Raw genomic sequence first — 25,854 nt, forward strand, 5'->3', positions numbered from 1 at the left:
CCACTGTGCAGAAGCGAGCCTGCGGCTATCGCAATCCGGACCACTTTAAGATCGCCGTCTACTTCCACTGCGGTGGTCTCAACCTACATCCAGCTGCGCTGACCCACACGAAAGTCGGATGAACCTCAAATAAAAAAACCGGCCAAGAAGCGTTGCGCTCCATGGAGCGACGCGTTGGCCGGTCTTGCCGCGTGGAAACATCCACGCCGGTTTCACGTAGTGCCTGCCCTCGCTTTTCAACGCGCGCCGGGGCGCGGCGCGAGCGGCAGTGATACAGCCGTCAAACCAAGACTACACACATCAACAACAAACAATAGCTAACTACAGTGCACTACAGCAGCAATTACTCTTGATTCGCGCTTCTTGATGTCGGTGCTCTGGCAATTCGGCAATCAGCCGTTCGCGAAAACGATCTTTGCCTTGCGAGCCTGGCTTTGCAGGCGGCCAAACACGTCTTGCACGGCGGCGATGGCGCTCTTCACGTCATCGATAAAGGCCGGGCTGCGGGGACCGAGTTCGCGTTCAATCAGTTCGCGTTCGAGTTGGTCGGTCATCTTGATATCGGATTGCGAGTTCATGGCTTTCTTCCTTTCAGGGATAACCCTCATCGGGTTTTCCCTAGTATAGCAAAAGGAATGACGCATCGCAGCATTAGGTGATAGTACGTATGCAAGATGCCAACAGAGGCGCTGCTTCACCAGCATCACTCGAAAATGATACTCAAAAAGCACAAAACGACATTGCCACCCGTATTTTGTAACGGATGAAGGAAATGAGCCCGGGCTGGGCAACTTCGGCGAACCGCAGGCCAACCTGCTGGGCCCTGCCCGCTGACAAGCCAGACTGGCCCGCTCTTGGGGTCGTTCCGCTTGGCGGCCGGATAGACAAGGCAACAGGCGCCGGCAGTGGAGAATGGCGCAGAAGGGAATTAGCAGCCGCCCAGGCAATAGATCATCGTAGCCAAGCGTCACCGTGGTGGTGACAGGCAGGCCTGCGTCAGGCGCGCGCCGCCAATTGCTCCAGCACGGACGCCAGGCGGTGCTCGATCATGCCGGCACTAGCGTACCCGGTCGTGATGCCGTGGAGTTCGCTACCAACGCGCAACAGCAGCGTGGGGAAACTGGTGACGCCCCACGAACGTGCCAGGGCAAAGTCCGCGTGCGTCTCGGTGATGGTCGCAGGTGCGCGCCACGCCGCCTCGAACGTAGCGGCATCGATGCCGTACCCGAGCCGTGTCAGCGCTTGCGATGCTATGCCGGCCAGCACGCCGGCATCGGTCGTATTCAGGGCATCCATGTAGAACGCATGCTGCAGCGCATCGAATACGGCGAGCAGGTTGCCCTGCCCGGCGAGGATGCGCGCGGTGACGACCGCCCGGCACACCGGCTCCGTGTCGTAGACGAAATCTTCGCGCGCCAGCAGGCCTTCGCGGTTGAATGGCATGCCGCTGGCTTGCTCGACCCGAGCCCAGTGTTGCAGGCGCACATTCCTTGCCGCGTCGTCCATGATGTCCGTGGCCCCCGCGCGCAGGCCCCCGACCACCACGCCCAGCGGCAGATCCGGGAAACGCGCCACCAGCGCGGACAATTCCTTGCCGAAGCCGTAACACCACGAGCACATCGGGTCCGCAACGTAGATCAGTTCCATTTGGATTCCAGGATTTGACTTTCCAGGTAGCGAATCGCGTGAAGCGGACAATGCGCGCTGCAGCGTTGCCATGCAGGGCTCCATCATGCATGTGAGCGCGCTTGGCCGCAATCCACTTCCGCTGCACGGGAAGAGAACATGGAACAAATCTTGCGTATGCGCTTTTGCCATTCCCGCCGGCGACTGGAAGAAATGTGCGGTGTTTCGCCCACAGTTCCACTCCTCAATCGCCGCGCGGCGCGGTAATATCTATCCAACAGGCCATCGGCGCGCGATGGCCCATTCCAAAGAAGGATTCAAGCGCATCATGGAAGAAGGCTCGGCTGCTCCACTAGAGATCGCCCCTTCCCTCCCTCTCGCACCAAGTGATGTTCGCGGCGTTCCGTCGGACTTCCTTGCCAGCGCGAGCGCCAACATCGGCGCCAACGCGCTGCAGCTCTTCCTGAATCGAGAAGCGAGCCAGCTGGAGTTCAACCGGCGCGTGCTCGCCCAGGCGGAGAATTGCGACATCCCGTTGCTGGAGCGCTTGCGCTTCCTATGCATCTTCAGCAGCAACCTCGACGAGTTCTTCGAGATCCGCGTTGCCGGCCTCAAGGAACAGATCAAGCTGCAGGCGATCGCCAGCGGGCCGGACGGGCTGGACACGCGGCAGGTCTATGCGCTGGTCAGCGCACGCACGCATAAGCTGGTCGCGGAGCAATACCACCTGTTCAATGATGTGCTGATTCCCGAGCTGGACCGGCAGGAAATCCGCTTCCTGCGCCGGCCGCACTGGACGCCGGAACAGGCCGAATGGATTCGCGCCTTTTTCTTCCGCGAGTTGATGCCCGTGCTGACCCCCATCGGCCTCGATCCCGCGCATCCCTTCCCGCGAGTGCTCAACAAGAGCCTGAACTTCGCGGTGGAACTCGAAGGCAAGGACGCCTTCGGCCGGGAGGCTGGCGCGGCCATCGTACAAGCGCCCCGCTCCCTGCCCCGCGTGATCCTCCTGCCGGAAGAGATCTCCGGCTGCAAACACGGCTTTGTGTTCCTGTCTTCCATCCTGCATGCCCACGTCTGCGAACTGTTTCCCGGCATGCATGTGCGCGGCTGCTACCAGTTCCGGGTCACCCGCAACAGCGAACTGTTCGTCGACGAGGAAGAAATCAAGAACCTGCGCGATGCGCTGCAGGGCGAACTGCCACAGCGGCATTTCGGCGATGCGGTACGGCTTGAGGTCGCGGACAACTGCTCCGACGAGATGACCAGGTTCCTGCAGAACCAGTTCGGGCTGGAGGACACCGAGGTGTTTTCCGTGAATGGCCCGGTCAACCTCGTGCGGCTGCTGCCGGTGCCCGACAGCGTGGACCGCGAGGACCTGAAATATCCGCCATGCCGGCCAGGCTTGCCGAAGGCGCTGCAGGGCCAGCCGGACATGTTCCGCGCCATCCGCGACGGCGATATCCTGCTGCACCATCCGTACCAGTCGTTTGCCCCGGTGGTGGATTTCATCCGCCAGGCCGCTGAAGACCCCGATGTGATGGCCATCAAGCAGACTGTGTACCGCGCCGGCAACGACTCGGCGCTGCTGCAGGCACTGATCGGCGCCGCGCGCAGGGGCAAGGAAGTCAGCGTGGTGGTGGAACTGCTGGCCCGCTTCGACGAGGAGGCCAACATCAACTGGGCGGCGCAACTGGAAGAAGCCGGTGCCCATGTGGTGTACGGCGTGGTCGGCTACAAGTCGCATGCCAAGATGGCCATGGTGGTGCGGCGCGAAGGAAAAAAACTCAGGCGTTACGCGCATCTCTCCACAGGCAACTACCACTCGCAGACCGCCAGGAATTTCACGGACTTCGGCTTGTTCACGTGCAAGGAAGCCATGGTCGAGGATGTGGCGAACGTGTTCTCCCAGCTGACCGGCCTGGGCCATCCCGGCACGCTTACCCACTTCTGGCAGGCGCCGTTCACCCTGCATTCGGCATTGCTCGACGCCATCCGCCGTGAGGGCAAGCACGCCAAGGCTGGCCGCAAGGGACTGATCATTGCCAAGATGAACGCCCTGATGGACCCGACTATCATCCAGGCGCTCTACCAGGCATCCTGCGACGGCGTGCGGATCGAACTCATCGTGCGCGGCGGCTGCGCCTTGCGGCCCGGCATACCCGGCCTGTCGGAGAATATCCGGGTGCGTTCGGTACTTGGCCAGTTCCTCGAACATGCGCGGATTTTCTACTTCTATAACGACAAGGCCGAGGACGTGCGGTTGTCCAGCGCCGACTGGATGGAACGGGACTTCTTCCGGCGCATCGAAGTGTGCTTCCCCGTGCTGGACAAATCGCTCAAGAAGCGCGTGATCGAGGAAGGCCTGAAGATCTACCTGAAGGACAACCGCGACACCTGGGAGATGGACTCGGATGGCAACTACCGCCGCCGCCGTGGCCGCCACCTGGTCTCTGCCCAGAGCGCACTGAGCGTCGCACTGGCGTGATGCCGCTGCCGGTCCGGCCGGCGCGCTGCGTCACATCCGCCGCCCGGCTCGTTGTGGGAGATCCTGACCACCGTTGCGTCCGGGCTGGCAAGCTGCGTCGGCGCACAGCCGGCAAGCAGAATGCCCGCCGCAATCCATGCGACGACTGTGGTGGCTGCGGTGTTGTTGGTGGCGGTAGTGGTGGCAGTGTTCATGAAATCGCGCGAGCTCGCCCAGTACATCGGCATCACCGATGCCCAATCTCTCCCTGCTGAAATCCGGCAAGGTCAAAGGTATCCGTTTCGATACGCTGGAGAAAATCTGCGAGGCGCTGCAGTGCCAGCCGGGGGACCTGCTGGAGTACCGCGCCGATCCGCCGGAGGAGGACCAGGCATGGAAAACCCGCCAGCCGCGCCGGGCTAACTGCAAACAATTGTCGCGCCTGGCATCCGCATTTGCGCTGGTACGGCCAGCAGGCTGGCTTTGCGGCAAGTGCTGCGTCCAGCTCCCCCCAATCGAGTGATATCCCTGCGATAGTGATCTTGCGCATACTCGCACCTTCCCAAACCACTCGCCCCTAGACGGGCGCGGAGCGAGGTGCCTGTGCTCACCTTCATTTACTGCAGCTACGCGATTGCCTGCATCTTCGCGCTATGGCGGGCGGCCCGCTGGGTGGACAAACACCATCCGGCGCTGCGAGACACCCATGTGCCCAAACCGGGTGCGGACGCACCTCGCGAGGCCCCGGAAAGGAACCAGCAAGCTAGCCAGCGCCGCCGTCACGAGAAGCGGCCCGCCGGGCAGGCACGGGTGCCCCAACGTCCTGGCGCAAGCGCGGCTGCCTGCATGGTGCTGTAGCGCGCCCCGCGCTCTGCCAGGCGAATCTGCTCCGCCCGAAGCGGGCTGCCCATATCTCATCCTTGAAAAACGCAGATTACTGTATATATTTACAGTAACTGTATGGATGAACAGTATTCACGGGAGCCCATCATGGAACACCTTGTCCGGGTACAGAACGAATACGACAGGCAGGTCCTGGCGTGGCTGCGCGCCCGCGTCGGCGATGCGGTGGTGCAAGCGGCCGCGCAGCGGCTGGCGGGAGAACGCAAGCCGTATCTCTCCACGATCTGCCGCAGCCTGAATATCGCGCCGCCGTCCCGGCGCACGCTGCGCGCCCAGTCCAGCCGCGCCAGCCGGGAGGTCGGGGACCGCTACCTTGCCTCGATCCGGCAACTGCTGGCGCGGCCGGCACCGGCGCGGTCCCCGCAGCCGCAGTCCGTCCGAGCTTGTTGAAGCCGTTCAAGCAGGCCGTGCCGAGGCCCGCACGGCGTTAGCGCGGCTCACCCGTCAATGCCGCTCCGGCGGGCGCTCCGCCAGCACCGCCCTGGCCGCCAGCGCGGCATTGATCGCGCGTGGAAAACCCGCATATGCCGCGAGATGAATGATGGCCTCCACCATTTGCTCACGCGAGCCACCCACGTTCAGCAAGCCGTGCATATGCACCTTGAGCTGTGGCGTGGCCGAGCCAATGGCTGCCAGCGCGGCCACGGTCACCAGTTCCCGCGAGACCAGGTCGAGGCCGGGCCGGGTATAGATATCGCCGAAGGCAAACTCGATGATGAAACGACCGAGGTCGGGCGCAATGTCCTCGAGCGAGGCAAGCACGCGCTCCCCCACTTCGCCGTCGATCTCGCGCAAGCGGGCAAGCCCCGCCTCGAAGCGCGATCCGCCCTGGTCCGGCGCGGGAGTGCCGGTATTCACGGCAACGCCCTGCTTCGCGAAGACTTCCCTTGCGGCGGCGATGCCGTTGAGCGCCGCGGGAAACCCGGCATACACCACGAGATGATTCATCAGTTCGACCAGTTCGACCGGCGTGCAACCGGCATGCAGCGCCCCGGCCAGATGGAACCTGAGCTGTGGCTCAAGCCCGCCCATGGCCGCAAGCGCCGCGACGGTGACGAGTTGCCGGTGCCTCCGGTCGAGTCCTGGGCGCGGGTAGATCTCGCCGTAGACGAAACCGATCGCCAGGCTGGCCAGGTCAGGGGCGATGTCACGCAAGGCTTCGACCAGGGACGGCTCGTCCGTCTGTTCGATGGCGGAAAGTTGGGCGCGGCCAAGTGTCATGGTCTGCGTATTCATGCGGTTTCCTTTTTTTGATTCGCATCGGGAGGTCCTGGCGGCGCGGTGCCGTCGGCAGGACAGTGAGGCAAGCTTAGCGAGCGCGTTCGCGCGCCGCCAATGCCTTCGGCGTGATACCTTTGGCGTATCACAAGGACATCCGATGCAAAGCCGCCTGGAACTCTGGCAGTTGAACTATTTCGTGGCCGTCGCGGACGAACTGAGCTTTCGCCGCGCGGCGGAACGGCTGTCGATCACGCAGCCTCCGCTGACGCGGCAGATCCAGGCGCTGGAGGAAACCATCGGTGCGCGCCTGTTCGAGCGGGATCGCAATGGCGTAGCACTGACGCCCGCGGGCAGCCGCCTGCTGCCCGAGGCGCGCGAGCTGCTCGCCAGCGCCGATGCCCTGCTCGCCCGAGCCCGGCAGCGCGCCACGCGCAACCACGGCCTGCGGCTGGGCATCACCACCGTGTTCGATGCCGCCCTGTTCACCTGGCTCGCGCCGGCATTGCAGGCACAGGCGCCGGAGATCAGGCTGCTGCAGAAACGCCAGATATCGCAGCAATCGATTGCCGACCTGCGCCGTGGCGCGCTCGACGCGGCGCTGATCGGCCTGCCGTCCGCCACCGGCGAACTGGCGGTGGAACACTTGTTCGACGACCCGCTGGTGGTGGCGTTGCCGGCCGCGCACCGGCTCGCCAGGCGCAAGCGCATCTCACTGCCGGAACTGCAAGCCGATCCGTTGTTCTGGGGCCAGCGGCGGCTGAATCCCGCCTACTTCGACCACTACGAGGCCGTCTTCCGCGCGCTGGACTATGCACCGCAGCGAGTGCAGGAACCGGCGGACCACCATGTGCTGCTGGGCCTGATCGCCGATGGGCAGGGCGTGGCGCTGGTGCCTTCCTCGCTGCAGGCGATGGCGCGCRCCGGTGTGGTCTACAAGGAACTCAAGGAGCAGGCAGACCTGCGGATCGGCGTGGCCGTGGTCTATGCCGCCAGCAATCCGGCCCCCGCGCTGCCGCTGCTCCTGGAAACCCTGCGCGCCCGCTACCGTCCTGCGCCGGCTGCCTCCCCAGGCCGCAAGCGCCCGGCCACGCGCCGCTGAGCGCCAAGGCTGGCCGCCAGCCCTCGGGACCTTCCCGACGCGTCCACCCTGCCAGCATCATGGATTTCTTGACTTATTCATCCCCATCAATGATAGTTATCCTGAATACATTCTCTTTTTGAGAACAAACTTAGTGAAAGGATTGCCGTGGATCTGGCCGAACTTGAGATCTTCCGGGCCGTTGCGCTGGAGGAAAGCGTGACCCGGGCCGCCAAGGCCCTGGACCGCGTGCAATCGAACGTGACCACCCGCGTCAAGCAGCTTGAGGAGGAACTGGGCGTCGCCTTGTTCCTGCGCGACAGCAAGCGCATGACGCTGACGCCCGAGGGCCAGCGTTTCCTGGGCTATACCGAGCGGCTGCTGGCGCTCGCCGAGGAAGCCCGGCAATCGATGCGCGGCGATGTGCCCTCCGGCACGCTGCGCGTGGGCTCCATGGAAAGCTCGGCCGCCAGCCGCCTGCCCCGGCCACTGGCGCGCTACCACGGCAAGTGGCCGGATGTGCGAATCGAGATCCAGACCGGCACCACGCAGGCCCTGGTCGATTCCCTGCTGGCGCATCGCATCGATTGCGCCTTGGTGGCCCATCCGTCGGAAGGCGCGCCGGATGCACTCGACATGGACGTACTCGGCCCCGGCCTGGAAGGCACCTTCCTGTTTTCCGAAGAACTCCTGCTGGTGCTGCCGCCCAGCCATCCGCCGGTGCGCACGCCACAAGACATCACCCTGCGCAGCCTGGCCACGTTCGCGCGTGGCTGCACCTATCGCATGTGCGCCGAAGCCTGGCTTGCCAGCGGCAAAGGCCCGCAGCTGGCGCTGAATGTGCTGGAACTGGCTTCGTACCACGCCATCCTTGCCTGCGTGACGGCGGGATCGGCAGTGGCCATCCTGCCAAGATCGCTGCTGGCGCTCCACCCCGGCGCGGCGAACCTGCAGACCGTGCCGGTACGTACGGCGCACACCTTCCTGGTGCGCCGTACGGGCTTCATGACCTCGGCTTACGCGGCCTTCTTGCAGGAGTTGCAGCATGGCTAGGATCCAGCCGGTCCCCGCGAGCGGGGACGCCGCCCTGCGCCAGAGGATGGCGCCGTGGATGCCATCGCTTGCCGCCGCGCTGGTGCTTGCGGTCGGCATGGGCTTCGGGCGTTTCGCCTTCACCGGCATGTATCCGCTGATGGTGCGCGACGGCTTGCTGAGCGTCAGCGCCGGCTCGCTGGCGGCATCCGCGAACTATGCGGGCTACCTGGCCGGCGCCCTTGCCGTCACCCGCATGCCGGAACGCGCGGCACCGCAACTCTGCCGCATCGCCCTGCTCGGTACGGCCGTATGCCTGCTGGTGCTGGCACTGCCCGCCGCGCCGTGGTTCTTTATCGCGGTGCGCTTCCTGGCCGGCGTTCTCAGCGCGATCGCACTGATCAGCGCCTCCGTCTGGCTGTTCCATGTGGTCGGCCATCCGCATGGCGCACCGCTGTTGTTCTCGGGCGTCGGCGCCGGCATCCTGCTCTCCGCCGAACTGATCGCCGCCGGCAACCTCGCCGGCTGGCATAGCCCGTTGCTGTGGATTGCGATTGGCGGCGGTGCCGCCGTACTGGCCTTGCTGGCCTGGCCACAGCTTGGCAGCCACCGCCCGGCGGTGCCCGATGCCGCCGGGGCCGGCGCTGCCCTGGCCCATGCCAACGGCCCCGGGCCATGGCCGCTCGTCGTCAGCTACGGTCTCGCGGGATTCGGCTATATCGTCACCGCCACCTACCTGCCGCTGTTCGTGCGCGATGCGCTCGGTCACATCGACCCGATCCATATCTGGGCCGCCTTCGGCCTTGGCGCGGCACCTTCCTGTTTTCTCTGGCATGCGCTGCACGGCCGCCTTGGCACGCGGCGCGCGCTCGCGCTCAACCTGCTGGTGCAGGCAGCGGGCGTGATCCTGCCCGCGCTCAGCCATTCGCCGGTGGCCTACCTGGCCAGCGCCCTGCTGGTGGGCGGCACCTTCGTGGGCACGGTGACCATCGCCATGCCGGCGGCAAAACGCGTGGCCCATCGCGTGAAGTTCAACCTGCTGGCCATCATGACCGCTGCCTATGGCGTGGGCCAGATCGCCGGCCCGCTGGTGTCCGATGCGCTGATGGCGCACAGCCATAGCTTCAGCGGCCCCCTTGCCGCTGCCGCGGTCGCATTGCTGGCCTCGACCGCCGCGTGCTTTCTCTGAAGGCCATGCCATTGCATACCCGCTCCGCTGGCTACCTCCACGCGTAGCCTGAGCGCACACCGCACAGATCCAACCTCTCTAGAAGGAGCCTGCAAATGAACACCCCCACCCAAGCCACGCAGCCACGCACGCTGCTAGCCCGGCTCGGCATCGCTACCCCCATCATCCAGGCACCGATGGCCGGCGTTGGCACGCCGGCGCTGGCCGCGGCGGTATCGAATGCCGGTGGCCTCGRCTCGCTTGGCGTCGGCGCCACGGATGCCGACGGCGCCCGCAAGGCCATCCGCGAGACCCGCGCACTGACGGACAAGCCGTTCAACGTCAACCTGTTCTGCCACGCTCCCGCCGTCGCCAATCCTGCACGCGAAGCGCAATGGCTGGCCTACCTGGCGCCGAGCTTCGCCGAGTTCGGCGCCACGCCGCCGGCATCGCTGCGCGAGATCTACAAGAGCTTTGTTGCCGACGACGCCATGTACGCGATGCTGCTGGAGGAGCGGCCGGCGGTGGTGAGTTTCCATTTCGGCTTGCCGGCTCAGGCCTGGATCGACGCACTGCATGAGGCCGGCATCTTCCTGATGGCCACGGCCACCCATCTCGCCGAAGCGCGGCAGATCGCCGATGCGCGCATCGACGCTATCGTGGCGCAGGGCGTGGAAGCTGGCGGCCACCGTGGCACGTTCAAGACCGAGGGGCATGACGAAGGGCTTGGCACCATGGCCCTGGTGCGCCTTCTGGTCCGCAACACTGCCCTGCCGGTGGTCGCCGCCGGCGGCATCATGGACGGCGCCGGCATTGCCGCCGCGCTGGCTCTGGGTGCGCAGGCAGCGCAACTGGGCACGGCATTCGTCGTCGCCCCGGAAACCGCGGCCGACGCGCCTTACCGGGCCGCGCTGCTGGCAAGCGAGCCGTCCCCCACGACGCTGACCCGCTCCATCTCCGGCCGCCGAGCGCGCGGCTTCGTGAACCGCCTCACCAAACTGGGCGAGGCGCCGGACTGCCCGCCGATTCCCGATTACCCCATCACCTACGATGCCGGCAAGGCGCTGCACGCGGCTGCCAAGGCATGCGGCAATGCCGAGTTTGCGGCGCAATGGGCCGGCCAGGCCGCGCAACTGTCGCGCGCCTTGCCGGCAACCGAACTGATGGCGGTACTGCGCGCGGAACTGGCGGAGGCCATTGGAGGGCTGAGCCGGATGGCGTCCGGCGGCGACTGAACGGGAGGAACGCTGAGGGCGGGCGTCTTGCTGCTAACATGGCGCATCGGCATCGTGCCGGCCCGCGGCGCAGCTCCCATCCCTTCCCGACAAGACAGACGCATGGACGCATTCACATCGACACTGGCCATTGGCGGCGCACTGGCGCTTGGCGCTGTCAGCCCCGGCCCGAGCTTCGTCATGGTGGCCCGTGCCGCCATTGCCCGTTCGCGCGCGGATGCGCTCCACATGGCGCTTGGCATGGGGCTGGGCGGCGTGGTGTTTGCCGCGGCCGCGCTGCTCGGGCTCAAGCTCCTGCTGGCGGCGGTGCCGTGGCTCTACATGGCGATGAAGGTGGGCGGCGGCCTTTATCTTGTCTACCTGGGCGCGCGCATCTGGCGYGGCGCCAGCGAGCCCCTTGCGATGGCTGCCGGTTCGCAGGCCGCCAACGGCGCACAAGCGCCGGGACGCGGCCGCGCCCTGCTGAGCGGATTCGCCACGCAACTGAGCAACCCCAAGACGGCAGTCGTCTACGCCAGCGTCTTTGCCGCGTTGCTGCCGGCCGAGGTGCCGGCGTCCCTGCTGCTCGCGCTGCCGGTGATGGTCTTTGCGATCGAGGCCGGCTGGTACGCCATCGTGGCGGTGGCGTTGTCGTCGGCGGCGCCGCGCGCCTTCTACCTGCGCTTCAAGCTCTGGCTCGACCGCGCCGCCGGCGGCGTGATGGCGCTGCTCGGCATCCGGCTGATCACCTCGCTGCGGCAATAGTCCGGTCGTCAACTGGCCGGCGCTGGCTTTCAGTGCACTTGCTGGAGGCGGCGCAGCAGGCGGCGCCCGGCATCGACGACACCAGGATCGGCCGTCATCTGGTAGCGCACGATCATGCCCTCCACGCAAAGCATCGCCTCTTCGGTAATCGCTTCGGGCTCCGGCAGGCCGAGCCGCCTGACCAGCATGCCGATAAACGCGGCGAGCGCCGCCTTGTGCGCCACCGATTGCTCGATCTGCGTGCCCTCGCCTGAGGCCCCCGCTTCGGCCACCGCATTGATAAAGGCGCAGCCGCGAAATTCTCCGTCGGTGAACCAGTCGGCCAGCGCATCGGCAATGACTTCCAGCCCCGGCGTGGCGGCGAAGCGCGCTTCCACGTCCTGCTCGAACCATGCCATCCAGCTGTCGTGGCGACGATCCAGGAAGGCGGAGATCAGTTCGTTTTTCGAGGCGAAATGCCGGTATAGCGACATCTTGGCCACGCCGGATTCTGCAATGATCTTGTCGATGCCGGTGGCGCGCAGGCCATCCTGGTAGAACAGGCGGGCCGCGGTATCCAGGATGCGCTCGCGGGCGGAAGGCGTGGCCATGGCTGAAAGTTTCCTTGGATGTGCAAAGTTGGGCGGATTATCCCTGATCAAGCTTCGGCCTGTCGCGTACGGCAAGCGCCGCCGCGGCAGGCCGTGCGCCTTACAAGCCGAGATCGCTCAGGCTCGGGTGATCGTCGGGGCGCCGGCCCAGGGGCCAGAAGAACTTGCGGTCGGCCTCCTTGATCGGCGCGTCGTTGATGCAGGCAAAACGCCGCTGCATCAGGCCGGCCTCGTTGAACTCCCAGTTCTCGTTGCCATAGGAGCGATACCAGTTGCCGGAATCATCGTGCCATTCGTAGGCAAAGCGCACTGCGATGCGGTTGCCGTCGAAGGCCCACAACTCCTTGATCAGGCGATAGTCCAGCTCCTTCTGCCATTTGCGCGTGAGCATGGCGACGATGGCCTCCCGGCCGTTGACGAACTCGGCACGGTTGCGCCAGGCGCTGTCGACGGTATAGGCGAGCGCCACGCGCTCGGGGTCGCGGCTGTTCCAGCCGTCTTCGGCGCCGCGCACTTTCTGGATGGCGGTTTCACGGGTGAACGGGGGCAAGGGGGGACGGACTTCGGGGTTGGACGACATCGGTTGCTCCTGGCTGTGAAAGAACCCGGCGGCCGGAATGGCAGCGACGGATTTTAGGAATCGGAAAGCGGGTCCGCAGCACATCCTTCACGGCCCGGCGGGTTCGCGCGACCCATCGGGAACGGATAGAATGATACAGACCTGTCTACATTATTTGTGTAGACAGGTCTGTCTGTCAAGGTGGATTTCACAGGCGTAAAAAAGCCGGCGATCAGCCGGCAGGGACCTCGGGCGGCAGCGCCTTCAGCGCTCAGCGCGGGCGCCGCATGTGGAACAGTGCCTCGGGCCCGATCTCGAAGTAATCGGCGGGGCCGCCACCGCGCAGGATCGGCCGGGCAGCGGCGGTGTCATAAATGCCGTCCTTCAGCAGTGCCTTGTCGACATGCACGCCCACCACCTCGCCCAGCACCAGCCAGGTCGGCACCTTCTCGCCGTTGACGCCTTCGAGCTGGATCAGTTGCGTGAGCCTGCATTCGAACGAGACCGGGCTTTCCGCCACGCGCGGCACGGCAATCGCGCGCGATGCCACGGGCGTGAGGCCGGACAGCACGAACTCGTCGACCTCCGGCGGCACGGCGGCGCAACTCGCGTTCATTGCCTCCGCCAGCGGCCGCGTGGCGAGGTTCCAGCAAAACTCGCCGGTCTGCTCGATATTGCGCACGCTGTCCTTGTAGCCAATGCTGGAAAAACCCACGATGGGCGGCGTGTAGTTGAAGGCGTTGAAAAAGCTATAGGGCGCCAGGTTGACAATGCCATCGGCACCGCGCGAGGAGATCCAGCCGATCGGTCGCGGCCCGACGATGGCATTGAAGGGATCGTGCGGCAGGCCATGCCCGTTGGCAGGCTCGTAGAAATAGGTATCGGCGGACACGAGGCGGGAGACTCAGGGAAACAGCGTTGAAAAACGGAGGCAGCGGCGCAGCCTCCTTCATCCAGGGGTTATCGGGCACCCGTGGGCGCCGGACAAGCTGACTGCGATGCTACCAGTTGCCGTGCACGCGCGTTCGGCGCGGCGCGATTGCCTCAGCGCCCTCCCGCGCCGGCGGCTGGCTCGTCATAAGCGTCCTGCGCCAGCAGCACCAGATCGGCGACGGCCTTGCCGCCCGCCGAAAGATGCGCGCGCATCGCGTCAGCCGCCGCGTCCGCGTCGCCCGCCAGCACCGCCGCCACGATCACGCCATGCTCCTGGAAGGAACTCGGCACGCGAGCGGGGTTGATGAGTCCGCGATGGCGCCAGTAGATCGCCAGCCGCCGCCGCAGCATGCGAATCTGCTCTGCGAGGTACGGGTTGGCTGTTGCCTGATAGAGCACATCGTGGAAATCGCGGTTGGCATCCACATAGCCCGGCGTATCGGCCGCCTCCACGAAGGCCCGGCAATGCTCGAACGCCGACGACAGCGCCGCCCTGCCCGCCTCGGTGATGCGCTGCGTTGCCAGCCGCGCCGCCACGCCCTCCATCTCGGCCAGCGTCTCGAACATCGCCACCAGTTCAGCCACGGTCGGCTTGTGCACGAAGATCCCCGCGCGCGGCACGATCGTCACCAGGCCTTGCGCCGCAAGCATCAGCAATGCCTCCCGCACCGGCGTACGCGAACTGTCGAATTGCTCGGCCAGCGCGCGCTCGTCCAGTTGCGATCCGGGCTTCAGTTTGCCGGCGTGAATTTCTTCCTCAATGGCCTCCCGGATCCGATCCTGGAGCGATTGCACGGGTAAACCTCGATTTGAAGGCTCTTTGGGCATATCTAAAATTATCTTCAATATATCTAAACATCAATCTCATATGCAAAAACACGGCGAACCCCGCCTCAGCATCGATGGAAGCGTTGCAACCATCACCTTCGAGCGTCCCGAAGTAGCGAACCGGCTAAGCCCGCGTGATTTGCAGGTACTTCGCGAGCATATCAACTCCGTCAATGCGATGGAGACTGTTTTGGTACTGCGCTTCACCGGCACCGGCAAGTATTTCTGCAGCGGCTACGACATCGGCGCGCTGGCCAATGCCGACGAGGCGGGGGCGCCGGCCTTCGGCGAGATGATCGACCTGATCGAAGCCGCTCGCCCGGTCACCATCGCGGCGGTCAACGGCGGCGTCTATGGCGGCGCCACGGATCTCTGCCTGGCCTGYGACTTCCGCGTGGGGGCACCCCACTGCGACATGTTCATGCCGGCGGCCAGGCTCGGCCTGCATTTCTACCGGGGCGGACTGGAGCGCTATGTCAGCCGCCTGGGCGTGGACACCGCCAAGCGCCTCTTCCTGACGGCCGACCGGCTCGATGCGGCTGAAATGCTCAAGGTGGGCTTCCTGACCGAGATCGTCGCGGCCGACGCCGACGCCCTCGCGCAGCGCGTGGATGCGCTCAGCGCCACGCTCGCCGGCATGGCACCCATCGCCCTGCTGGGGATGAAGCAGGCCCTGAACCAGATCGCGCGCGGCACGCTGGACACGGCCGCGCTGGAACGCGAGATCGCGCGGGCCGGAGAGTCGGCAGATCTACGCGAGGGCGCAGCCGCCTGGCGCGAGAAGCGCGCCGCGGTGTTCAGCGGCAGGTAGGCGCGCAGAGTCCGGCACGATCAACACAAAACACAGAATCAGGAGACAACGATGACCAAGCGACACCCAACCCTGCTGTTCCTGCTTGCATCCGCACTGGCCGGCCCCGCGCTGGCGGCGGACGCCTTCCCATCCAAGCCCATCCGCCTGGTGATCGGCTTCCCTGCCGGCGGCGGAGCCGACAATGTGGCGCGGCTGTATGGAGACGCCCTGTCGAAGGAACTGGGGCAGCCGGTCATCGTCGACAACAAGCCCGGCGCCGGCACCACCATTGCCGCCGAGACCGTGGCCAAAGCGCCCGCCGATGGCTACACGTTGTACATCGCCGGCGCCAGCTTGATGGGCGGCGACAAGGTGCTGTACAAGAACATTCGCTATGAGCCCACGGATTTCGCGCCCATCACGCGCCTGACGGTCTCGCCACTGCTGCTCGCGGCCAATAAGGCATCCGGGATCAGCAGCGTTGCCGACCTGGTGGCGAAAGCCCGCCAGCATCCCGGCACGCTCAACTACTCCTCTTCAGGCAACGGCGTGATCACGCATCTGGCCGGCGTGCAATTCACCAGGCTGGCGGATGTACAACTCACCCACGTGCCGTACAAGGGCGGCGCGCCCTCCGCGCAGGCGGTAGCCGGCGGCGACGCGCAACTCACCTTCGCCACGCCGGCCTCCGTGCAAGCCATGATCGACACCGGCAAGGTGATCGGCATCGCCGTGACTTCAGCCAGGCGTTCGACGGTGCTGCCGAACTACCCGACCATCGCCGAAGCCGGCATCAAGGGCTACGACGTGACCAACTGGTATGGCCTATTTGCCCCGGCGCAAACACCGCCCGCCGTGATCGAGAAACTCTTCGCCGCTTCGGCCAAGGCCCTGGCCAAGCCGGAATTGCGGGCGAGGCTGGCCGGCCGCGGCGAGGAAGTCTCGCCGTCCGCATCGCCCGCGGAGTTCCGCCAGTTCGCGCAGCGCGAAGGCAAGACCGTGGCAGACCTGACGCTGAGCAGCGGCGCCAGGATCGACTGAGCCGCACGCCCTCCCCCCACTCGTTCGATGTACCCGGGGCCTCCCGGCCCAAAAAGGATTTCCATGAATCGCAATGCCGCAGACCTCCCGCTCGCGGGCTACACCGTGGTGGACCTGACCCGCGTGCTGGCCGGTCCCTACTGCACCATGATGCTGGCCGACCTCGGCGCGCGCGTGATCAAGATCGAGAACCCGGCAGGCGGTGACGACTCCCGGCATGTAGGCCCGTTCGTGGATGGCGAGTCGGCGTACTTCGCCTCGGTCAACCGCAACAAGGAATCCATCGCGCTCGACCTGAAATCCCCGCGCGATCGCGAAGTGCTGGCGGCCATGATCGCCAGCGCCGACGTGCTGGTGGAAAATTTCCGCGCCGGCGTGATGGAAAAACTCGGCTTTACCTGGGAGGCCCTGCATGCGGCTAACCCGCGGCTGGTCTATGCCTCGATCTCGGGCTTCGGCCAGACCGGCCCATACCGCGACCGCCCCGCCTACGACATGGTGGTGCAGGCGATGGGCGGCCTGATGAGCGTGACCGGCCAGACCGGCGGCGACCCGGTGCGGGTCGGCGTATCCATCGGCGACCTGGGTGCCGGGCTGTATGCCGCCATCGGCATTCAGTCCGCGCTGCTCAAGCGCAGCCGCACAGGGCTTGGCGAGCGTGTCGATATCGGCATGCTCGACTGCCAGGTCGCGCTGCTGGAAAACGCCATCGCGCGCCACTCCGCCACCGGCGTCGTGCCCGCGCCGCTGGGCACGCGCCACCCCTCCATCACGCCGTTCGACATGTTCAAGACCGCCGATGGCTTCATCGTGATTGCGGCGGGCAACGACGCCCTGTTCCAGAAACTCTGCGCCGCGCTCGGCCTGCCGGAACTGGCTGCCGACCCGCGCTTTGCCACCGTGGTGGCGCGCAACCAGCACCACGCCGAACTCAAGACTTGCATGGAAGCGCGCCTGGCCAATGCGGACAGCGCCACCTGGTCGGCCACGCTGGAAGGCGCCGGCGTGCCGCACGGCCCGCTGCAAAGCGTGGCCGACATCGTGCAGGACCCACACGTGCAAGCGCGCGGCATGCTGCTGCAAGCCAGCATCGGCGAGGACCGCCCGATCACCCTGGCCGGCAACCCGATCAAGATCGGCAGCCAGGCAGGCGCGAGCCGCTTCCGGCACTCGCCCAGGCTGGACGAGCATCGTGCAAGCCTGCTGGAGGAGTTTGGCCAGCATGTCGAGGTAGGCTGAAACGCGATCTGCTTCAAAGCGTTCAATGCCTTGGCTCAAGTTCGAGCCGGTTGTCCGTGACGGCGAGCTTCACCGGATCGCCCTTCTTCCATCGCGCCTTCGGAATCACCAGTTGCCATTCGGCGCTCGACTGCTCACGGAAAAACGCGACGACGCCGACGTATTGCGCATCGTCAGCCATCGGCTCGGACAGGCTGACCGTTGCGGCGGGGCCAAGCGTCACTTCCGTGCGGCCGAGGCTATCCGTTTTCAGCGGGTCGCCGGCACCTTCTAGCAGTTGCGCGTAGGTGGCCGTTTCAAACGCCTTGGAGTCCTTCAACTGATAGATACGCAGCACGACCGGCAACGACACGCCGCGCTCATCCTGATTCAGCGCGCTGCGGCTCACGATCACGAGGTTCATCTGCTTGACCTTCGCGACGAAAACCGCGCTCGTAGCCGCCGCTGTCGTGTCCTTGACCGACTGCCAGGCACCGCAGCCGGCTAGCAGCGTGACCATCCCTGCCAGCCCCAGGGAGGCCGCTGATCGCCACACCCAGCGAAATGTCGCATACATCACGTACGTCGCGTGTTTCACTGCCATCAGAACCCCGATCCGGTGAATTCGGTGGCGGGATAGCCCGTCTGCTTGCCGTTCGCGACCAGCACGAGCCGCACCGAATAGTGAAGACTGGCGTAGCGCCCGACGAAGTGACTCAGCACGTCCCCAAACAGCACCACGTCGCCTGGGCCAGCGAAGGCCGCCGGATCAATCTCCACATGAATGGCGAACTCCCGCAGCATGCCCTGTTTCCGCAGGACGCCCTGTTGCTCAAGCCTGACGCGCCGGATCGCCGCGATGCGCTTCGCGTTGTCGTCCAGCCCGGTCCAGTCGTACAGGGCAAGCACGCCGCGCAGCACATCCGTGTCCAGTGTGTTGAACTCGTGACCGGAGAAGTGCGACATGACCTGCCACGGGTATTGCCTGCCTCTCGGCGGATAGAGCGGCAACGTGGGCTGCGTCAGGTTGCGAACGCTGCCGACGTCCCCCGCGCTCGATGCGAGCGCGGTGATCGTCGACTCGCGCAGCGCCATGCGCGGCAACGTGCCGTTGTTCGCCAGCACGCGCACTTTCACGTGCGTATCGGGCGGGCTGCCGGGGGCGTCCCCGAGTTTGTCCCATACGTGGCCGCCCAGCGTGATCCACATCTGGCGGCCACCGGTCACACCAAAGCCCAGCGACGCATGGAAGTACCGTTCGGGCGCCTCGTGCCGCAGCATGCCACCGCGGTGCTGGAATGTCTTGAAGGGCCGGTAGGCGTGCTGCTCCGCACTGTTCAGGTCGGTAGCGGCAACCGACAGCGCATCGTAGGGTTCGATGTGCGCGCCGTCGGCGTCCGGCGCGCGCACCAGGTAGTCGCGATCATGCGCGTTGGGCTGCAGCGGCTGCRCATCGATCTCGAACAGGTTGATCACCGGTGTGCAGAAGAGCCGGAGGTTGCTGGTGCCAAACGCTACGTCGCCGGCGAGCGGCCCGTTGAGCAGGACCTCGAATTCGACACGCGTTTCGCCCGGAGGCACGCTCGCCGCATCGAAGCCGCACAGGTCCACGAAATGGAATTTCTCGGGGAACGTGAAGTACTCGAGCATCGTCTGCTCCCGATCCAGCTCCCGGTTGCGCCGCTCGTGGTCAGACGGCCAGAGCCGCGTCTCAGGACCGAAGCCCGCCACCTCGATCGTCATGCGCGGCAGTGGCTGCGGGCGCCCATCATGGACCCGCGCCATGCGCACTGCAATCGCGTCGACCTGGCGCGTCAACGCCGCATATAACGCCGAGGCGGTTGGCCGGTCGCCATGCAGGTACAAGCGGATGCGCGCCAGGTCATCGAGCGGGCGCTGGTCGAAATGCAGCAATTCGAACGCGATGCGGATCACCGTGCGGCCGTCGGCGCGCACCGCAGGGGCCGCCTCCACCAGCTCGAGCGGCAGCAGGCGCACGGGCTGGGTGGTGCGGTACGCGCACACAGTGCCCTCGGGGCCGACCGGGCTGGAGCGCACCTGAGAGCCCGCGGGCAGCGTGCCGAGCACGCGTGCCTCGCCCGCGCGCGGCACGCATTCGAGGATCGCCAGCGACGGAATCGTGCGCCCGGCGTGCGGCCACAGGTTGTCGATCAGCGGGTCGGTGATTTCCGGCAGCGCGTCATCGAGCTTCGCGCGCATCCGCGCCATCAGGAACGCAAAGCCCTGGTAGAGCTGTTCCACGCTGTCTTCGCGCTCACCCAGGCTCGTCAGGCCCAGCCGGCGCGCCGCATTGGGCTGCGCCGCGGCGAACTCCCTGCTCGCCTCGCGCAGATAGCGCATCTCGGCGTCGTAATATTTCAGCAGCGGATTGTCTTCGTCACTCATGGTGTCATCTCCGGTCGCAATGGAGGCAGAACCGGCGCCGTCCCGGCCTTGGCGACGATAAAGACGCGCTCGGGCATCCTGAAGTCGCGCAGCTTGAGCAGATCCAGCGGACCCGCGCCAACCTGCGTGCGCAGCACGTAGCGCAGCGGCTCACCGTCCGTATCTTTGTCCAACGCCTTCCACGTGAGTGCATAGCGCGTGCTGTCGAGCGGCTGGACCTCGGCCTTCGCCAGCAGGCGCAGGAAGGCCCAGTCGCCGGTCGACTCGAACGCCTGGCGCGTGCCGGCATTGACCGACTGCCACGTCAAGCCCGCGTGGCCGTTCAGGCCATTGCCGGGCCACGCGAGCGGCGTATACGCTTCGCGCTGATTGAAGTAGACGATCTGCTTGCCGTCGACGGACAGCGCCGAACGCGTGACGTTCGGGGTCGGCAATGCCATGATCTCGAAGCGGTATCCCGCATCGCCCTGCACGTACATCTGGGCACCAAGCGTGGACAACTGCCGGATCGCGGCGAGGAACGCGGGATCGAACTGCAACGCCTGCGGCGCCAGTTCATTGGGCACCCACTGGTCGCCTTGCGGCTTGAGCACGCCGGCCAGTTGCGTCGTGACGAAGCGCGCGATCAGTCCCGTGTCGAACCGCACGTAGCGCCCCAGCTCGGCGAACGACGCATCGGCATTCGTATCGAAGAACGGATAGCGGCCGCTGAAGGTGGTCGCAAACGGTGCAGCGACGCTCACGCGCCACGCCTCGTTCAGGCTCGCGGCGGCCGGCTGCAGGATCGTCTGCCAGGCCGTGTCGAGCGGTCGCGCAAACAGCGCGTCGCCAAAGCCCGACCACTGCGTGCCCAGGCTCGCGGCGGTGAGCGCTGCGTCATCCTGTGCCTGTGCGAGTTCCGAGAGCTTCCCCTGGAACACGGCCTGCGCGAGCGAGCGGGCCATCACCTGCGCATCGGGACTCGCCGCCACCTGCTGGAGCTTCAGGCGCATCGTGGTGGCGACCGTCAGGTAGCGCGCGAGGCTCACCCCGTTCAGCGTCGTGGCGGCACTGGCGGCATTCCCGCCGTGACCATCTCCGCTGCCAGCGCTAGCGCTGCCGCCACCGTCGCCCATCAGCGCGAGCAGCGGCCCGAATGGCTTGTCCAGAGGATGGACTGCGGCGGCCTGGGCCTTGTCGTCGCTGCCGATCAGGCTTTGCGCCTTGCGCACCAGTGTGTCGGCCAGCGCCTGCTGCGGACGACCCGCCTGTGCCTGATACTGCACGGACCGCATCAGCGCGATCAGCGGTGACGTCTGCGCGTCCGTCAGCCGAGTGAGCTGGTCGATCGCATCGTTCAGGTTCGCCGCCTGCTGCCACTGGATGCTGTTGAGCATGCCCTGCCATGCGGCCGTGTACTCCGCAAAATAGCGCTCGGTCAGCCGCGCCTTGAGATCGTCGGTGGCGCGTTGCTCCTGCCGTGCGCTCGTCATTACGGCCCCTTGCGCGACGGTCGCCGCCACCGACTGTGCCGCGCCCCCGTTCGCCAGCACCCAGTCGCCATGCACGCGCCGTTCGCGAGCGGCCTTGTCGATCGACTCGGCGATCATGCCGTCCCACGCCGCGCGCGTAAAGACGCCCGGCACCGTGCGCGTCGTGGTGAAGAGCCCACGCGCGTCTGCGCCACCGAGCAGCGTCGCGAGCGATGCATCCGCGTACTTGCCCCGCACGTCATCCAGCACGTTCTGGTAGACCGTGTCGTCGGCGTTCGCGAGGCCGATCTGGTTGACGAGTGTGTTGCGCGCCTCGGCCACGAGGGTATCGGACGCGTTGATGCGCCATTCCGGGTGCGCCTTCAGGTGGGCTGCGTAGAAGCTGGCGAGCCGCTGCGACGTGTCCAGCCACTCGCCGGCCGGCATCACAGCCGGTGCGGGCCATGCGGAGACGATCAACCCGGTCAGGAACGCGGGATCGGTGCGGCGCGGTTCCGCCAGCATCAGGTACCCCTTGAGCGCGTCATAGCCGCGCCGCTGCGCGTCGTGACTCTGCAACGCATCGGCGCGCGTCTGCGCGAGATCGGTGAGCGTGGCCCGCAGGGTCTGCAAGACCGGGCGCTGCAGGTTGCGCTCGGCGACCGTCCTGTACGACTGCCACAGCTCGTCGAGCATCGCGTCATTGCGGTTCAGGCCCGCACGCAGATGCCACGGCGCGCCATGCTGCTGCCGATACTCCAGCATCTCAATGCGCTGCTGCAGCGCGAGTTGCGCGCGCAGGGCAGCCGGGCTGCCGGGCGCGGCCGCAACGGCTGCGTCGGCTGCATCGGCGCTCGCCCGCGCCTGCCGGATGCCTTGCAGGTTGCCGGCAAACGAGATTGTCATCGCCACGCACCAGCCGATCGCTGCCACGGTGACAAGCGCGGCGAGCGCGTTCGGCCAGTAAAAGCCGATGCGCCTGCCTCGATGCCGGCGCAGGCTGCGGCCAATCTCCTGCCACGTGGGCAGTAGCGAGGCCGGCTGCTCACGCAGCGCCATGCTGGAGACGTCGGGCCGGGCTACTTCAGCCGACGCGGCCATGGCCGGCGTCAGAACCGGTACTGCAACCGGCTGGCTCGCGGCAAACACCGGCGCGAACATCACGCCTTGCAGCGGTGCGCGAAGCCACTTCGAGGCCATCAACGTATCCCAACTGGCCACGATCCGCTCGCGTTGCCCGCCAATGTACTGCGATACCTGCGCGAGGTACGGCATGCGCGTCGACTCGTGGCACAGTGGCACGCCAATCGTCCCCGTGCGCTGTTCAAGCATCGTAAGCTGGTCGTTCAGTGCATTGGCAGGCCCCGGAGCACGACGGTGGCATGAACCCGTCAGGAAGGCGCCGATGGCCTGGAACGTCTCGGGTTGGCGGCCGGTCGTCGGCACCGGATGCAGGAACGTCACGGGCGCGGCCCAGCCGAGCTCGGTTGCGATAGTCGAGAGCGTGCGTGCAAGCTCGGCGTCGGGCCGGATGGCCTCACCCGTGCGCACCACCTGCACCACGGCGTCGACCGGACGCCTGCGTCTCAACTGCCTGACCTGTTTGCGCCACAGCCCCGCATCCATGCCGTCAGGCGCAGCATGCACGAGGATGGCATCGGCGATATGCATCACGCCCGCCTGCTTGAGACCGGGGGCTACGGTATCGACCAGCGTATCGCTGCCGCTCACCAGCAGCCACGGCAGCCGATAGCGCCAGAACCAGCCGTGCGAGGCACGCAGGTCTTCGCACAGGTACTGCAGGCGCGCATCGCGTTTGAGCGCGGAGGTGGCCTTGATGGCCTCCTGCTGGCTACCGGTCTCCCGGCGAAAAAGCCGGCCTGCCACGCTGTACGCGCCAAGTCCCAGTGCGACGGGATGCAGGATCAAGACCCCAGCCAGTACGGCGAGAATCCAGATCGAGGCTGTCTTTTTGGCGTCCAGCGTCGGCACATTGAACTGATCGCCCTTGAGCCAGACCAGACCGAGGGCAAGTGCGGCCAACGCGACGGCGGCCACCACCAGCCCCCAGGTGACGAGGGAGCCGGAAGTGCCGGAAGAGTCGTCGCGCGGTGCCAATGCCTTGAGGTTATTCGTTGGATTCGTCATACGGCGAAGTGGGGTCCGTTGTGGGGTCCGCTGCGGGGCTCACATAAAGGATGGCGGCCTGCGCGGCTTGTGTGTGCTCGGGCGTGTGAACGATCAGGTGCGGGCCGGCACTCGCCGACTCAACGGCGGCGGCAATCGACAGCCAGCCGCCTGCCGCGCCCGCGTGACCGATGACGCTATCGGGCCGGCGCTGCGTTTCCAGCTTTGTGATGCCGCTCAGCGAAGCGCTGCCGAGTGCAGACAGCAGAGCCGTATCGTGCGAGGCGTCCAGCCCGCTGATCCAGGCGGGATGGACGGCCGGGGCTTCGGCGTTGCCCCACATCACGGCGTTCGCCAGCACATCAGCGAGCGCATCCAGCTCGCCTGCAACCGGCCGGTGCAGGGTCGCCATGACCTTGACCGGCTCAGGTAGCAGAAACACACCAGGACCGAGCAGTACGGCGACGCCGCCTTCGGTACTGCCAGCAGGCGGCGCATCGTGCCACTGCGCGGCAATCACCAGCAGCGGCCGCTTCTCGCCAGCGTCGAGCCACGCATCGGCTACGAGCAGGCCATTGCCGGCCGGCACCGCCATGCACTCAAGCGCAGGCAATCCGGCAATCCGCAGGGCGTGGCGGACCTGTTGCACACGAGTATCGGCGCACTCCGCGGACGCGAGCACCCGCACGGCGGGCGCATAAGTCGCGCCGTACTGCGACAATGCATGCAGGCTTGGGCCGAGCGTGTCGAGGGTCTGGGCAAGCATCCGCACGACGGGCGGAATTTGCTCACGCGTGGGCGCGGGCGCAACGCTCGGCTGCTGTCCGGCGGCGTCCCCCAAGTCTTCATCCGTCAACGGCGCCGGTTCCTCTTCGTCCGGCTCCGCAAACAGCGGATCGTCATCTGTAAACCGGCTATGCACGATCGTTCCGGCACCAGTGCGCGGCGACTGTGCCTCCATCAAGATCATCGTCCCGGCAAGGGCAGCCGAAAGCGGCTCGCTCTTGAGCGGCAGGCAATACCCAACACCAAGTACCTGCAACGGCTGCTGCGCATAACGCACGCGGTGACTCAGCCATTGGCGCCGGTGCATATTCCGGTAGTGCGCCCGGAACCAGATCGCCTCATATCCGGCACGCGCAATGCCAAGCGTGAAAAGAAACAAGCCGTTGGGCAGGCCCACCACGCTGAACCAGAACCACGGGCCGCGCGCGGGCGTGCCCGCCGGCCACAGCAACAGCGCTGCCGCGCCACCAATCCCGCAGCACAGCACCCAGCCGATAAGCCACGGCACAAGGCGCGGCTTGTTCGCGGGGTACGCACTCGGCAAGCCCACCGCTGCCAGATCGACCGCCATCGTCAGGCGATATTCACGTTTTGCAGCGACGAAAGCAACCGGCAGCCGCACGCGCAGCGGTGATGGTGCATCGCGACCGGCCTCCCGCCCTTGCCGGGAAACGAGGCGTTGCCCTCGGCAATCGTCGTCCTCCCATGCCGCGCACAGAGTGCCTCGTCACCGAGGCACGCCAGAAGCCGGCCCATGAACATCATTTCCGACGAGGCGGTCGTTACGGAACCGCCGTTTTCCAATGCGTCACCGACGCGAATAGGGGATCTCATAATAATCACTGAAAGTTGAATGATTTCTCGCACGATGCGCGTTCAATCCGAGTCCATTTACTCGATTTAATGTCAACAACGTCGACGTATTCATTAGATCCACAACTATGCAAACCAAGAGAAACATAACGTCCATCGAGCGAAATCACTGGCGATACACTTGGAGATGCCTCCCTCCGCATTTTTGACGAACGCATGCCTGCCATATAAAACCCAGGCAAATTAACGATATTTTTATCGCTACCGATTTTCGCAACAACCGCCAGGAAACTCATCGGATTCAAGGAAACGGGAACAAGAGATGCATAAATACCAGCCCGCAGATTTACGTCTGATAAAAATCCGACATGGGGAGCCGCCATCTTTGCGCGAACGACCACCTCAGGCTTACAGTGCATCAATTTATCCACTGTAATATATGAAGTCCCCGACACAATCACCAATTCCCGGTCAGAACTCAACCTTATACCAAGCGGCTTTTTTTCGACCAAGCATCGATTCCGATAGCCGGGCCCTTTTATAACAATCTCCGGCTCAGAATTTACCTCGATACTGAAATCTCTATCTGTGATCGATTCAGCACAAAAAAGCCCGCACATCCACATCAAAAACAAAATAGCGACGCATCGAAAACGTATCGCAATCGGCTTGCCGTCCTTGCCCGGAAGCGACGCGTTGCCCTTGGCGATCGTCGCCCTGCCACGTGAGCCCCGTCGCCCAAACACGCCTGAGGCGGCTATCGATTTCTCATCGCCACTTCCCAGTTTTTCGCCCATTCGAATACGGCTTCGCATTGCTCGCCCCAGATCATTTA

Annotated in this window: 24 protein-coding genes and 1 pseudogene; 11 read left to right on the forward strand and 14 right to left on the reverse strand. The window is 65.6% G+C overall.

Annotated elements, in window-relative coordinates:
- Positions 1-392: 392 nt before the first annotated feature.
- Together AC1DN0_RS10220 and AC1DN0_RS10225 are read right to left on the reverse strand one after the other, a co-directional pair.
- The gene (locus AC1DN0_RS10220; protein ID WP_045236777.1) at positions 393-578 is read right to left on the reverse strand and encodes a hypothetical protein; all 186 of its coding nucleotides are present in this window, start codon (positions 576-578) and stop codon (positions 393-395) included.
- A 418-nt stretch (positions 579-996) separates the two neighbouring features.
- A complete protein-coding gene (locus tag AC1DN0_RS10225; protein ID WP_441632759.1) occupies positions 997-1,647 on the reverse strand; it encodes a DsbA family protein in 651 nt (216 codons plus the stop codon).
- Positions 1,648-1,921: 274 nt separating this feature from the next.
- Between AC1DN0_RS10225 and ppk1 the strand changes: the two genes are divergently transcribed.
- Positions 1,922-4,114: a polyphosphate kinase 1 gene (ppk1, locus tag AC1DN0_RS10230; protein ID WP_441632761.1), complete on the forward strand. Its 2,193-nt coding sequence runs from the start codon at positions 1,922-1,924 to the stop codon at positions 4,112-4,114.
- A 192-nt stretch (positions 4,115-4,306) separates the two neighbouring features.
- Positions 4,307-4,472, forward strand: a pseudogene (locus tag AC1DN0_RS10235) (helix-turn-helix domain-containing protein); the annotation flags it as partial.
- Positions 4,473-4,872: 400 nt separating this feature from the next.
- Here AC1DN0_RS10235 and AC1DN0_RS10240 read toward each other — a convergent pair.
- Positions 4,873-5,004, reverse strand: coding sequence for a hypothetical protein (locus AC1DN0_RS10240; RefSeq protein ID WP_441632763.1), 132 nt, complete (start codon positions 5,002-5,004; stop codon positions 4,873-4,875).
- A gap of 79 nt (positions 5,005-5,083) precedes the next feature.
- Here AC1DN0_RS10240 and AC1DN0_RS10245 point away from each other — a divergent pair, with 79 nt between their 5' ends.
- A complete protein-coding gene (locus AC1DN0_RS10245) occupies positions 5,084-5,386 on the forward strand; it encodes a CppA family protein (RefSeq protein ID WP_045236827.1) in 303 nt (100 codons plus the stop codon).
- A 54-nt stretch (positions 5,387-5,440) separates the two neighbouring features.
- Here AC1DN0_RS10245 and AC1DN0_RS10250 read toward each other — a convergent pair whose 3' ends face one another.
- Positions 5,441-6,232: a carboxymuconolactone decarboxylase family protein gene (locus tag AC1DN0_RS10250; RefSeq protein WP_441632765.1), complete on the reverse strand. Its 792-nt coding sequence runs from the start codon at positions 6,230-6,232 to the stop codon at positions 5,441-5,443.
- Between the two features lie 142 nt (positions 6,233-6,374).
- Between AC1DN0_RS10250 and AC1DN0_RS10255 the strand changes: the two genes are divergently transcribed.
- The 5 genes from AC1DN0_RS10255 to AC1DN0_RS10275 all read left to right on the forward strand — a co-directional run bounded on the left by AC1DN0_RS10255 (position 6,375) and on the right by AC1DN0_RS10275 (position 11,474).
- A complete protein-coding gene (locus AC1DN0_RS10255; protein ID WP_477145690.1) occupies positions 6,375-7,316 on the forward strand; it encodes a LysR family transcriptional regulator in 942 nt (313 codons plus the stop codon).
- A 147-nt stretch (positions 7,317-7,463) separates the two neighbouring features.
- A complete protein-coding gene (locus AC1DN0_RS10260) occupies positions 7,464-8,348 on the forward strand; it encodes a LysR family transcriptional regulator (protein WP_441632769.1) in 885 nt (294 codons plus the stop codon).
- The gene (locus tag AC1DN0_RS10265) at positions 8,341-9,516 is read left to right on the forward strand and encodes a YbfB/YjiJ family MFS transporter (RefSeq protein WP_477102571.1); all 1,176 of its coding nucleotides are present in this window, start codon (positions 8,341-8,343) and stop codon (positions 9,514-9,516) included. The genes AC1DN0_RS10260 and AC1DN0_RS10265 overlap by 8 nt, the downstream gene beginning before the upstream one ends.
- A gap of 95 nt (positions 9,517-9,611) precedes the next feature.
- Positions 9,612-10,730 (forward strand): NAD(P)H-dependent flavin oxidoreductase, encoded by a 1,119-nt coding sequence (locus tag AC1DN0_RS10270; RefSeq protein WP_477145691.1) that lies wholly within the window; start codon positions 9,612-9,614, stop codon positions 10,728-10,730.
- 102 nt (positions 10,731-10,832) lie between these two features.
- Positions 10,833-11,474, forward strand: coding sequence for a LysE family translocator (locus AC1DN0_RS10275; protein WP_441632775.1), 642 nt, complete (start codon positions 10,833-10,835; stop codon positions 11,472-11,474).
- A gap of 29 nt (positions 11,475-11,503) precedes the next feature.
- Here the strand turns inward: AC1DN0_RS10275 and AC1DN0_RS10280 are convergent, their stop codons facing one another.
- The 4 genes from AC1DN0_RS10280 to AC1DN0_RS10295 form a co-directional block, all read right to left on the reverse strand.
- Positions 11,504-12,064, reverse strand: a complete 561-nt coding sequence (locus tag AC1DN0_RS10280) for a TetR/AcrR family transcriptional regulator (protein ID WP_441632777.1) — start codon at positions 12,062-12,064, stop codon at positions 11,504-11,506.
- Between the two features lie 100 nt (positions 12,065-12,164).
- A complete protein-coding gene (locus AC1DN0_RS10285) occupies positions 12,165-12,644 on the reverse strand; it encodes a nuclear transport factor 2 family protein (protein WP_045236768.1) in 480 nt (159 codons plus the stop codon).
- 250 nt (positions 12,645-12,894) lie between these two features.
- Positions 12,895-13,515, reverse strand: coding sequence for a flavin reductase family protein (locus AC1DN0_RS10290; protein WP_441632779.1), 621 nt, complete (start codon positions 13,513-13,515; stop codon positions 12,895-12,897).
- Positions 13,516-13,667: 152 nt separating this feature from the next.
- Positions 13,668-14,351, reverse strand: coding sequence for a GntR family transcriptional regulator (locus AC1DN0_RS10295; protein WP_441632781.1), 684 nt, complete (start codon positions 14,349-14,351; stop codon positions 13,668-13,670).
- 73 nt (positions 14,352-14,424) lie between these two features.
- Between AC1DN0_RS10295 and AC1DN0_RS10300 the strand changes: the two genes are divergently transcribed.
- From AC1DN0_RS10300 to AC1DN0_RS10310, 3 genes are all read left to right on the forward strand, one after another.
- On the forward strand, positions 14,425-15,195 hold the full coding sequence (locus tag AC1DN0_RS10300) for an enoyl-CoA hydratase/isomerase family protein (RefSeq protein ID WP_441632783.1): 771 nt from the start codon (positions 14,425-14,427) through the stop codon (positions 15,193-15,195).
- A 51-nt stretch (positions 15,196-15,246) separates the two neighbouring features.
- Positions 15,247-16,218, forward strand: coding sequence for a tripartite tricarboxylate transporter substrate binding protein (locus AC1DN0_RS10305; protein WP_441632785.1), 972 nt, complete (start codon positions 15,247-15,249; stop codon positions 16,216-16,218).
- Positions 16,219-16,281: 63 nt separating this feature from the next.
- Positions 16,282-17,457: a CaiB/BaiF CoA transferase family protein gene (locus tag AC1DN0_RS10310; protein WP_441632787.1), complete on the forward strand. Its 1,176-nt coding sequence runs from the start codon at positions 16,282-16,284 to the stop codon at positions 17,455-17,457.
- Positions 17,458-17,479: 22 nt separating this feature from the next.
- Here AC1DN0_RS10310 and tssJ read toward each other — a convergent pair whose 3' ends face one another.
- From tssJ to AC1DN0_RS10340, 6 genes are all read right to left on the reverse strand, one after another.
- Positions 17,480-18,040: a type VI secretion system lipoprotein TssJ gene (gene tssJ / locus AC1DN0_RS10315; protein WP_441632789.1), complete on the reverse strand. Its 561-nt coding sequence runs from the start codon at positions 18,038-18,040 to the stop codon at positions 17,480-17,482.
- Positions 18,040-19,842 (reverse strand): type VI secretion system baseplate subunit TssF, encoded by a 1,803-nt coding sequence (tssF, locus tag AC1DN0_RS10320; protein WP_477145692.1) that lies wholly within the window; start codon positions 19,840-19,842, stop codon positions 18,040-18,042. The genes tssJ and tssF overlap by 1 nt, the downstream gene beginning before the upstream one ends.
- The gene (locus AC1DN0_RS10325) at positions 19,839-23,441 is read right to left on the reverse strand and encodes an ImcF-related family protein (protein ID WP_441632793.1); all 3,603 of its coding nucleotides are present in this window, start codon (positions 23,439-23,441) and stop codon (positions 19,839-19,841) included. Before AC1DN0_RS10325 ends, tssF begins: the two co-directional genes overlap by 4 nt.
- Entirely contained in the window at positions 23,422-24,603 is a 1,182-nt protein-coding gene (locus tag AC1DN0_RS10330) for a hypothetical protein (RefSeq protein WP_441632795.1), read from the reverse strand. The genes AC1DN0_RS10325 and AC1DN0_RS10330 overlap by 20 nt, the downstream gene beginning before the upstream one ends.
- Positions 24,604-24,779: 176 nt before the next feature.
- Positions 24,780-25,040, reverse strand: coding sequence for a PAAR domain-containing protein (locus AC1DN0_RS10335; RefSeq protein WP_477102576.1), 261 nt, complete (start codon positions 25,038-25,040; stop codon positions 24,780-24,782).
- A 5-nt stretch (positions 25,041-25,045) separates the two neighbouring features.
- Entirely contained in the window at positions 25,046-25,816 is a 771-nt protein-coding gene (locus AC1DN0_RS10340; RefSeq protein ID WP_441632799.1) for a hypothetical protein, read from the reverse strand.
- Positions 25,817-25,854: the final 38 nt, after the last annotated feature.

This window comes from Cupriavidus sp. 05N39 (assembly GCF_056397325.1).

Excerpts from the sequence above, each read along its gene's own strand:
- AC1DN0_RS10340 (WP_441632799.1), bottom strand. The coding sequence starts at position 25,816 with ATGGGCGAAAAACTGGGAAGTGGCGATGAGAAATCGATAGCCGCCTCA.
- AC1DN0_RS10265 (WP_477102571.1), top strand. The coding sequence starts at position 8,341 with ATGGCTAGGATCCAGCCGGTCCCCGCGAGCGGGGACGCCGCCCTGCGC.
- AC1DN0_RS10225 (WP_441632759.1), bottom strand. The coding sequence starts at position 1,647 with ATGGAACTGATCTACGTTGCGGACCCGATGTGCTCGTGGTGTTACGGC.
- tssJ (WP_441632789.1), bottom strand. The coding sequence starts at position 18,040 with ATGGCAGTGAAACACGCGACGTACGTGATGTATGCGACATTTCGCTGG.
- AC1DN0_RS10240 (WP_441632763.1), bottom strand. The coding sequence starts at position 5,004 with ATGGGCAGCCCGCTTCGGGCGGAGCAGATTCGCCTGGCAGAGCGCGGG.
- AC1DN0_RS10285 (WP_045236768.1), bottom strand. The coding sequence starts at position 12,644 with ATGTCGTCCAACCCCGAAGTCCGTCCCCCCTTGCCCCCGTTCACCCGT.
- AC1DN0_RS10280 (WP_441632777.1), bottom strand. The coding sequence starts at position 12,064 with ATGGCCACGCCTTCCGCCCGCGAGCGCATCCTGGATACCGCGGCCCGC.
- AC1DN0_RS10325 (WP_441632793.1), bottom strand. The coding sequence starts at position 23,441 with ATGACGAATCCAACGAATAACCTCAAGGCATTGGCACCGCGCGACGAC.
- AC1DN0_RS10335 (WP_477102576.1), bottom strand. The coding sequence starts at position 25,040 with ATGAGATCCCCTATTCGCGTCGGTGACGCATTGGAAAACGGCGGTTCC.
- AC1DN0_RS10310 (WP_441632787.1), top strand. The coding sequence starts at position 16,282 with ATGAATCGCAATGCCGCAGACCTCCCGCTCGCGGGCTACACCGTGGTG.
- AC1DN0_RS10250 (WP_441632765.1), bottom strand. The coding sequence starts at position 6,232 with ATGAATACGCAGACCATGACACTTGGCCGCGCCCAACTTTCCGCCATC.
- ppk1 (WP_441632761.1), top strand. The coding sequence starts at position 1,922 with ATGGCCCATTCCAAAGAAGGATTCAAGCGCATCATGGAAGAAGGCTCG.
- AC1DN0_RS10305 (WP_441632785.1), top strand. The coding sequence starts at position 15,247 with ATGACCAAGCGACACCCAACCCTGCTGTTCCTGCTTGCATCCGCACTG.
- AC1DN0_RS10245 (WP_045236827.1), top strand. The coding sequence starts at position 5,084 with ATGGAACACCTTGTCCGGGTACAGAACGAATACGACAGGCAGGTCCTG.
- AC1DN0_RS10220 (WP_045236777.1), bottom strand. The coding sequence starts at position 578 with ATGAACTCGCAATCCGATATCAAGATGACCGACCAACTCGAACGCGAA.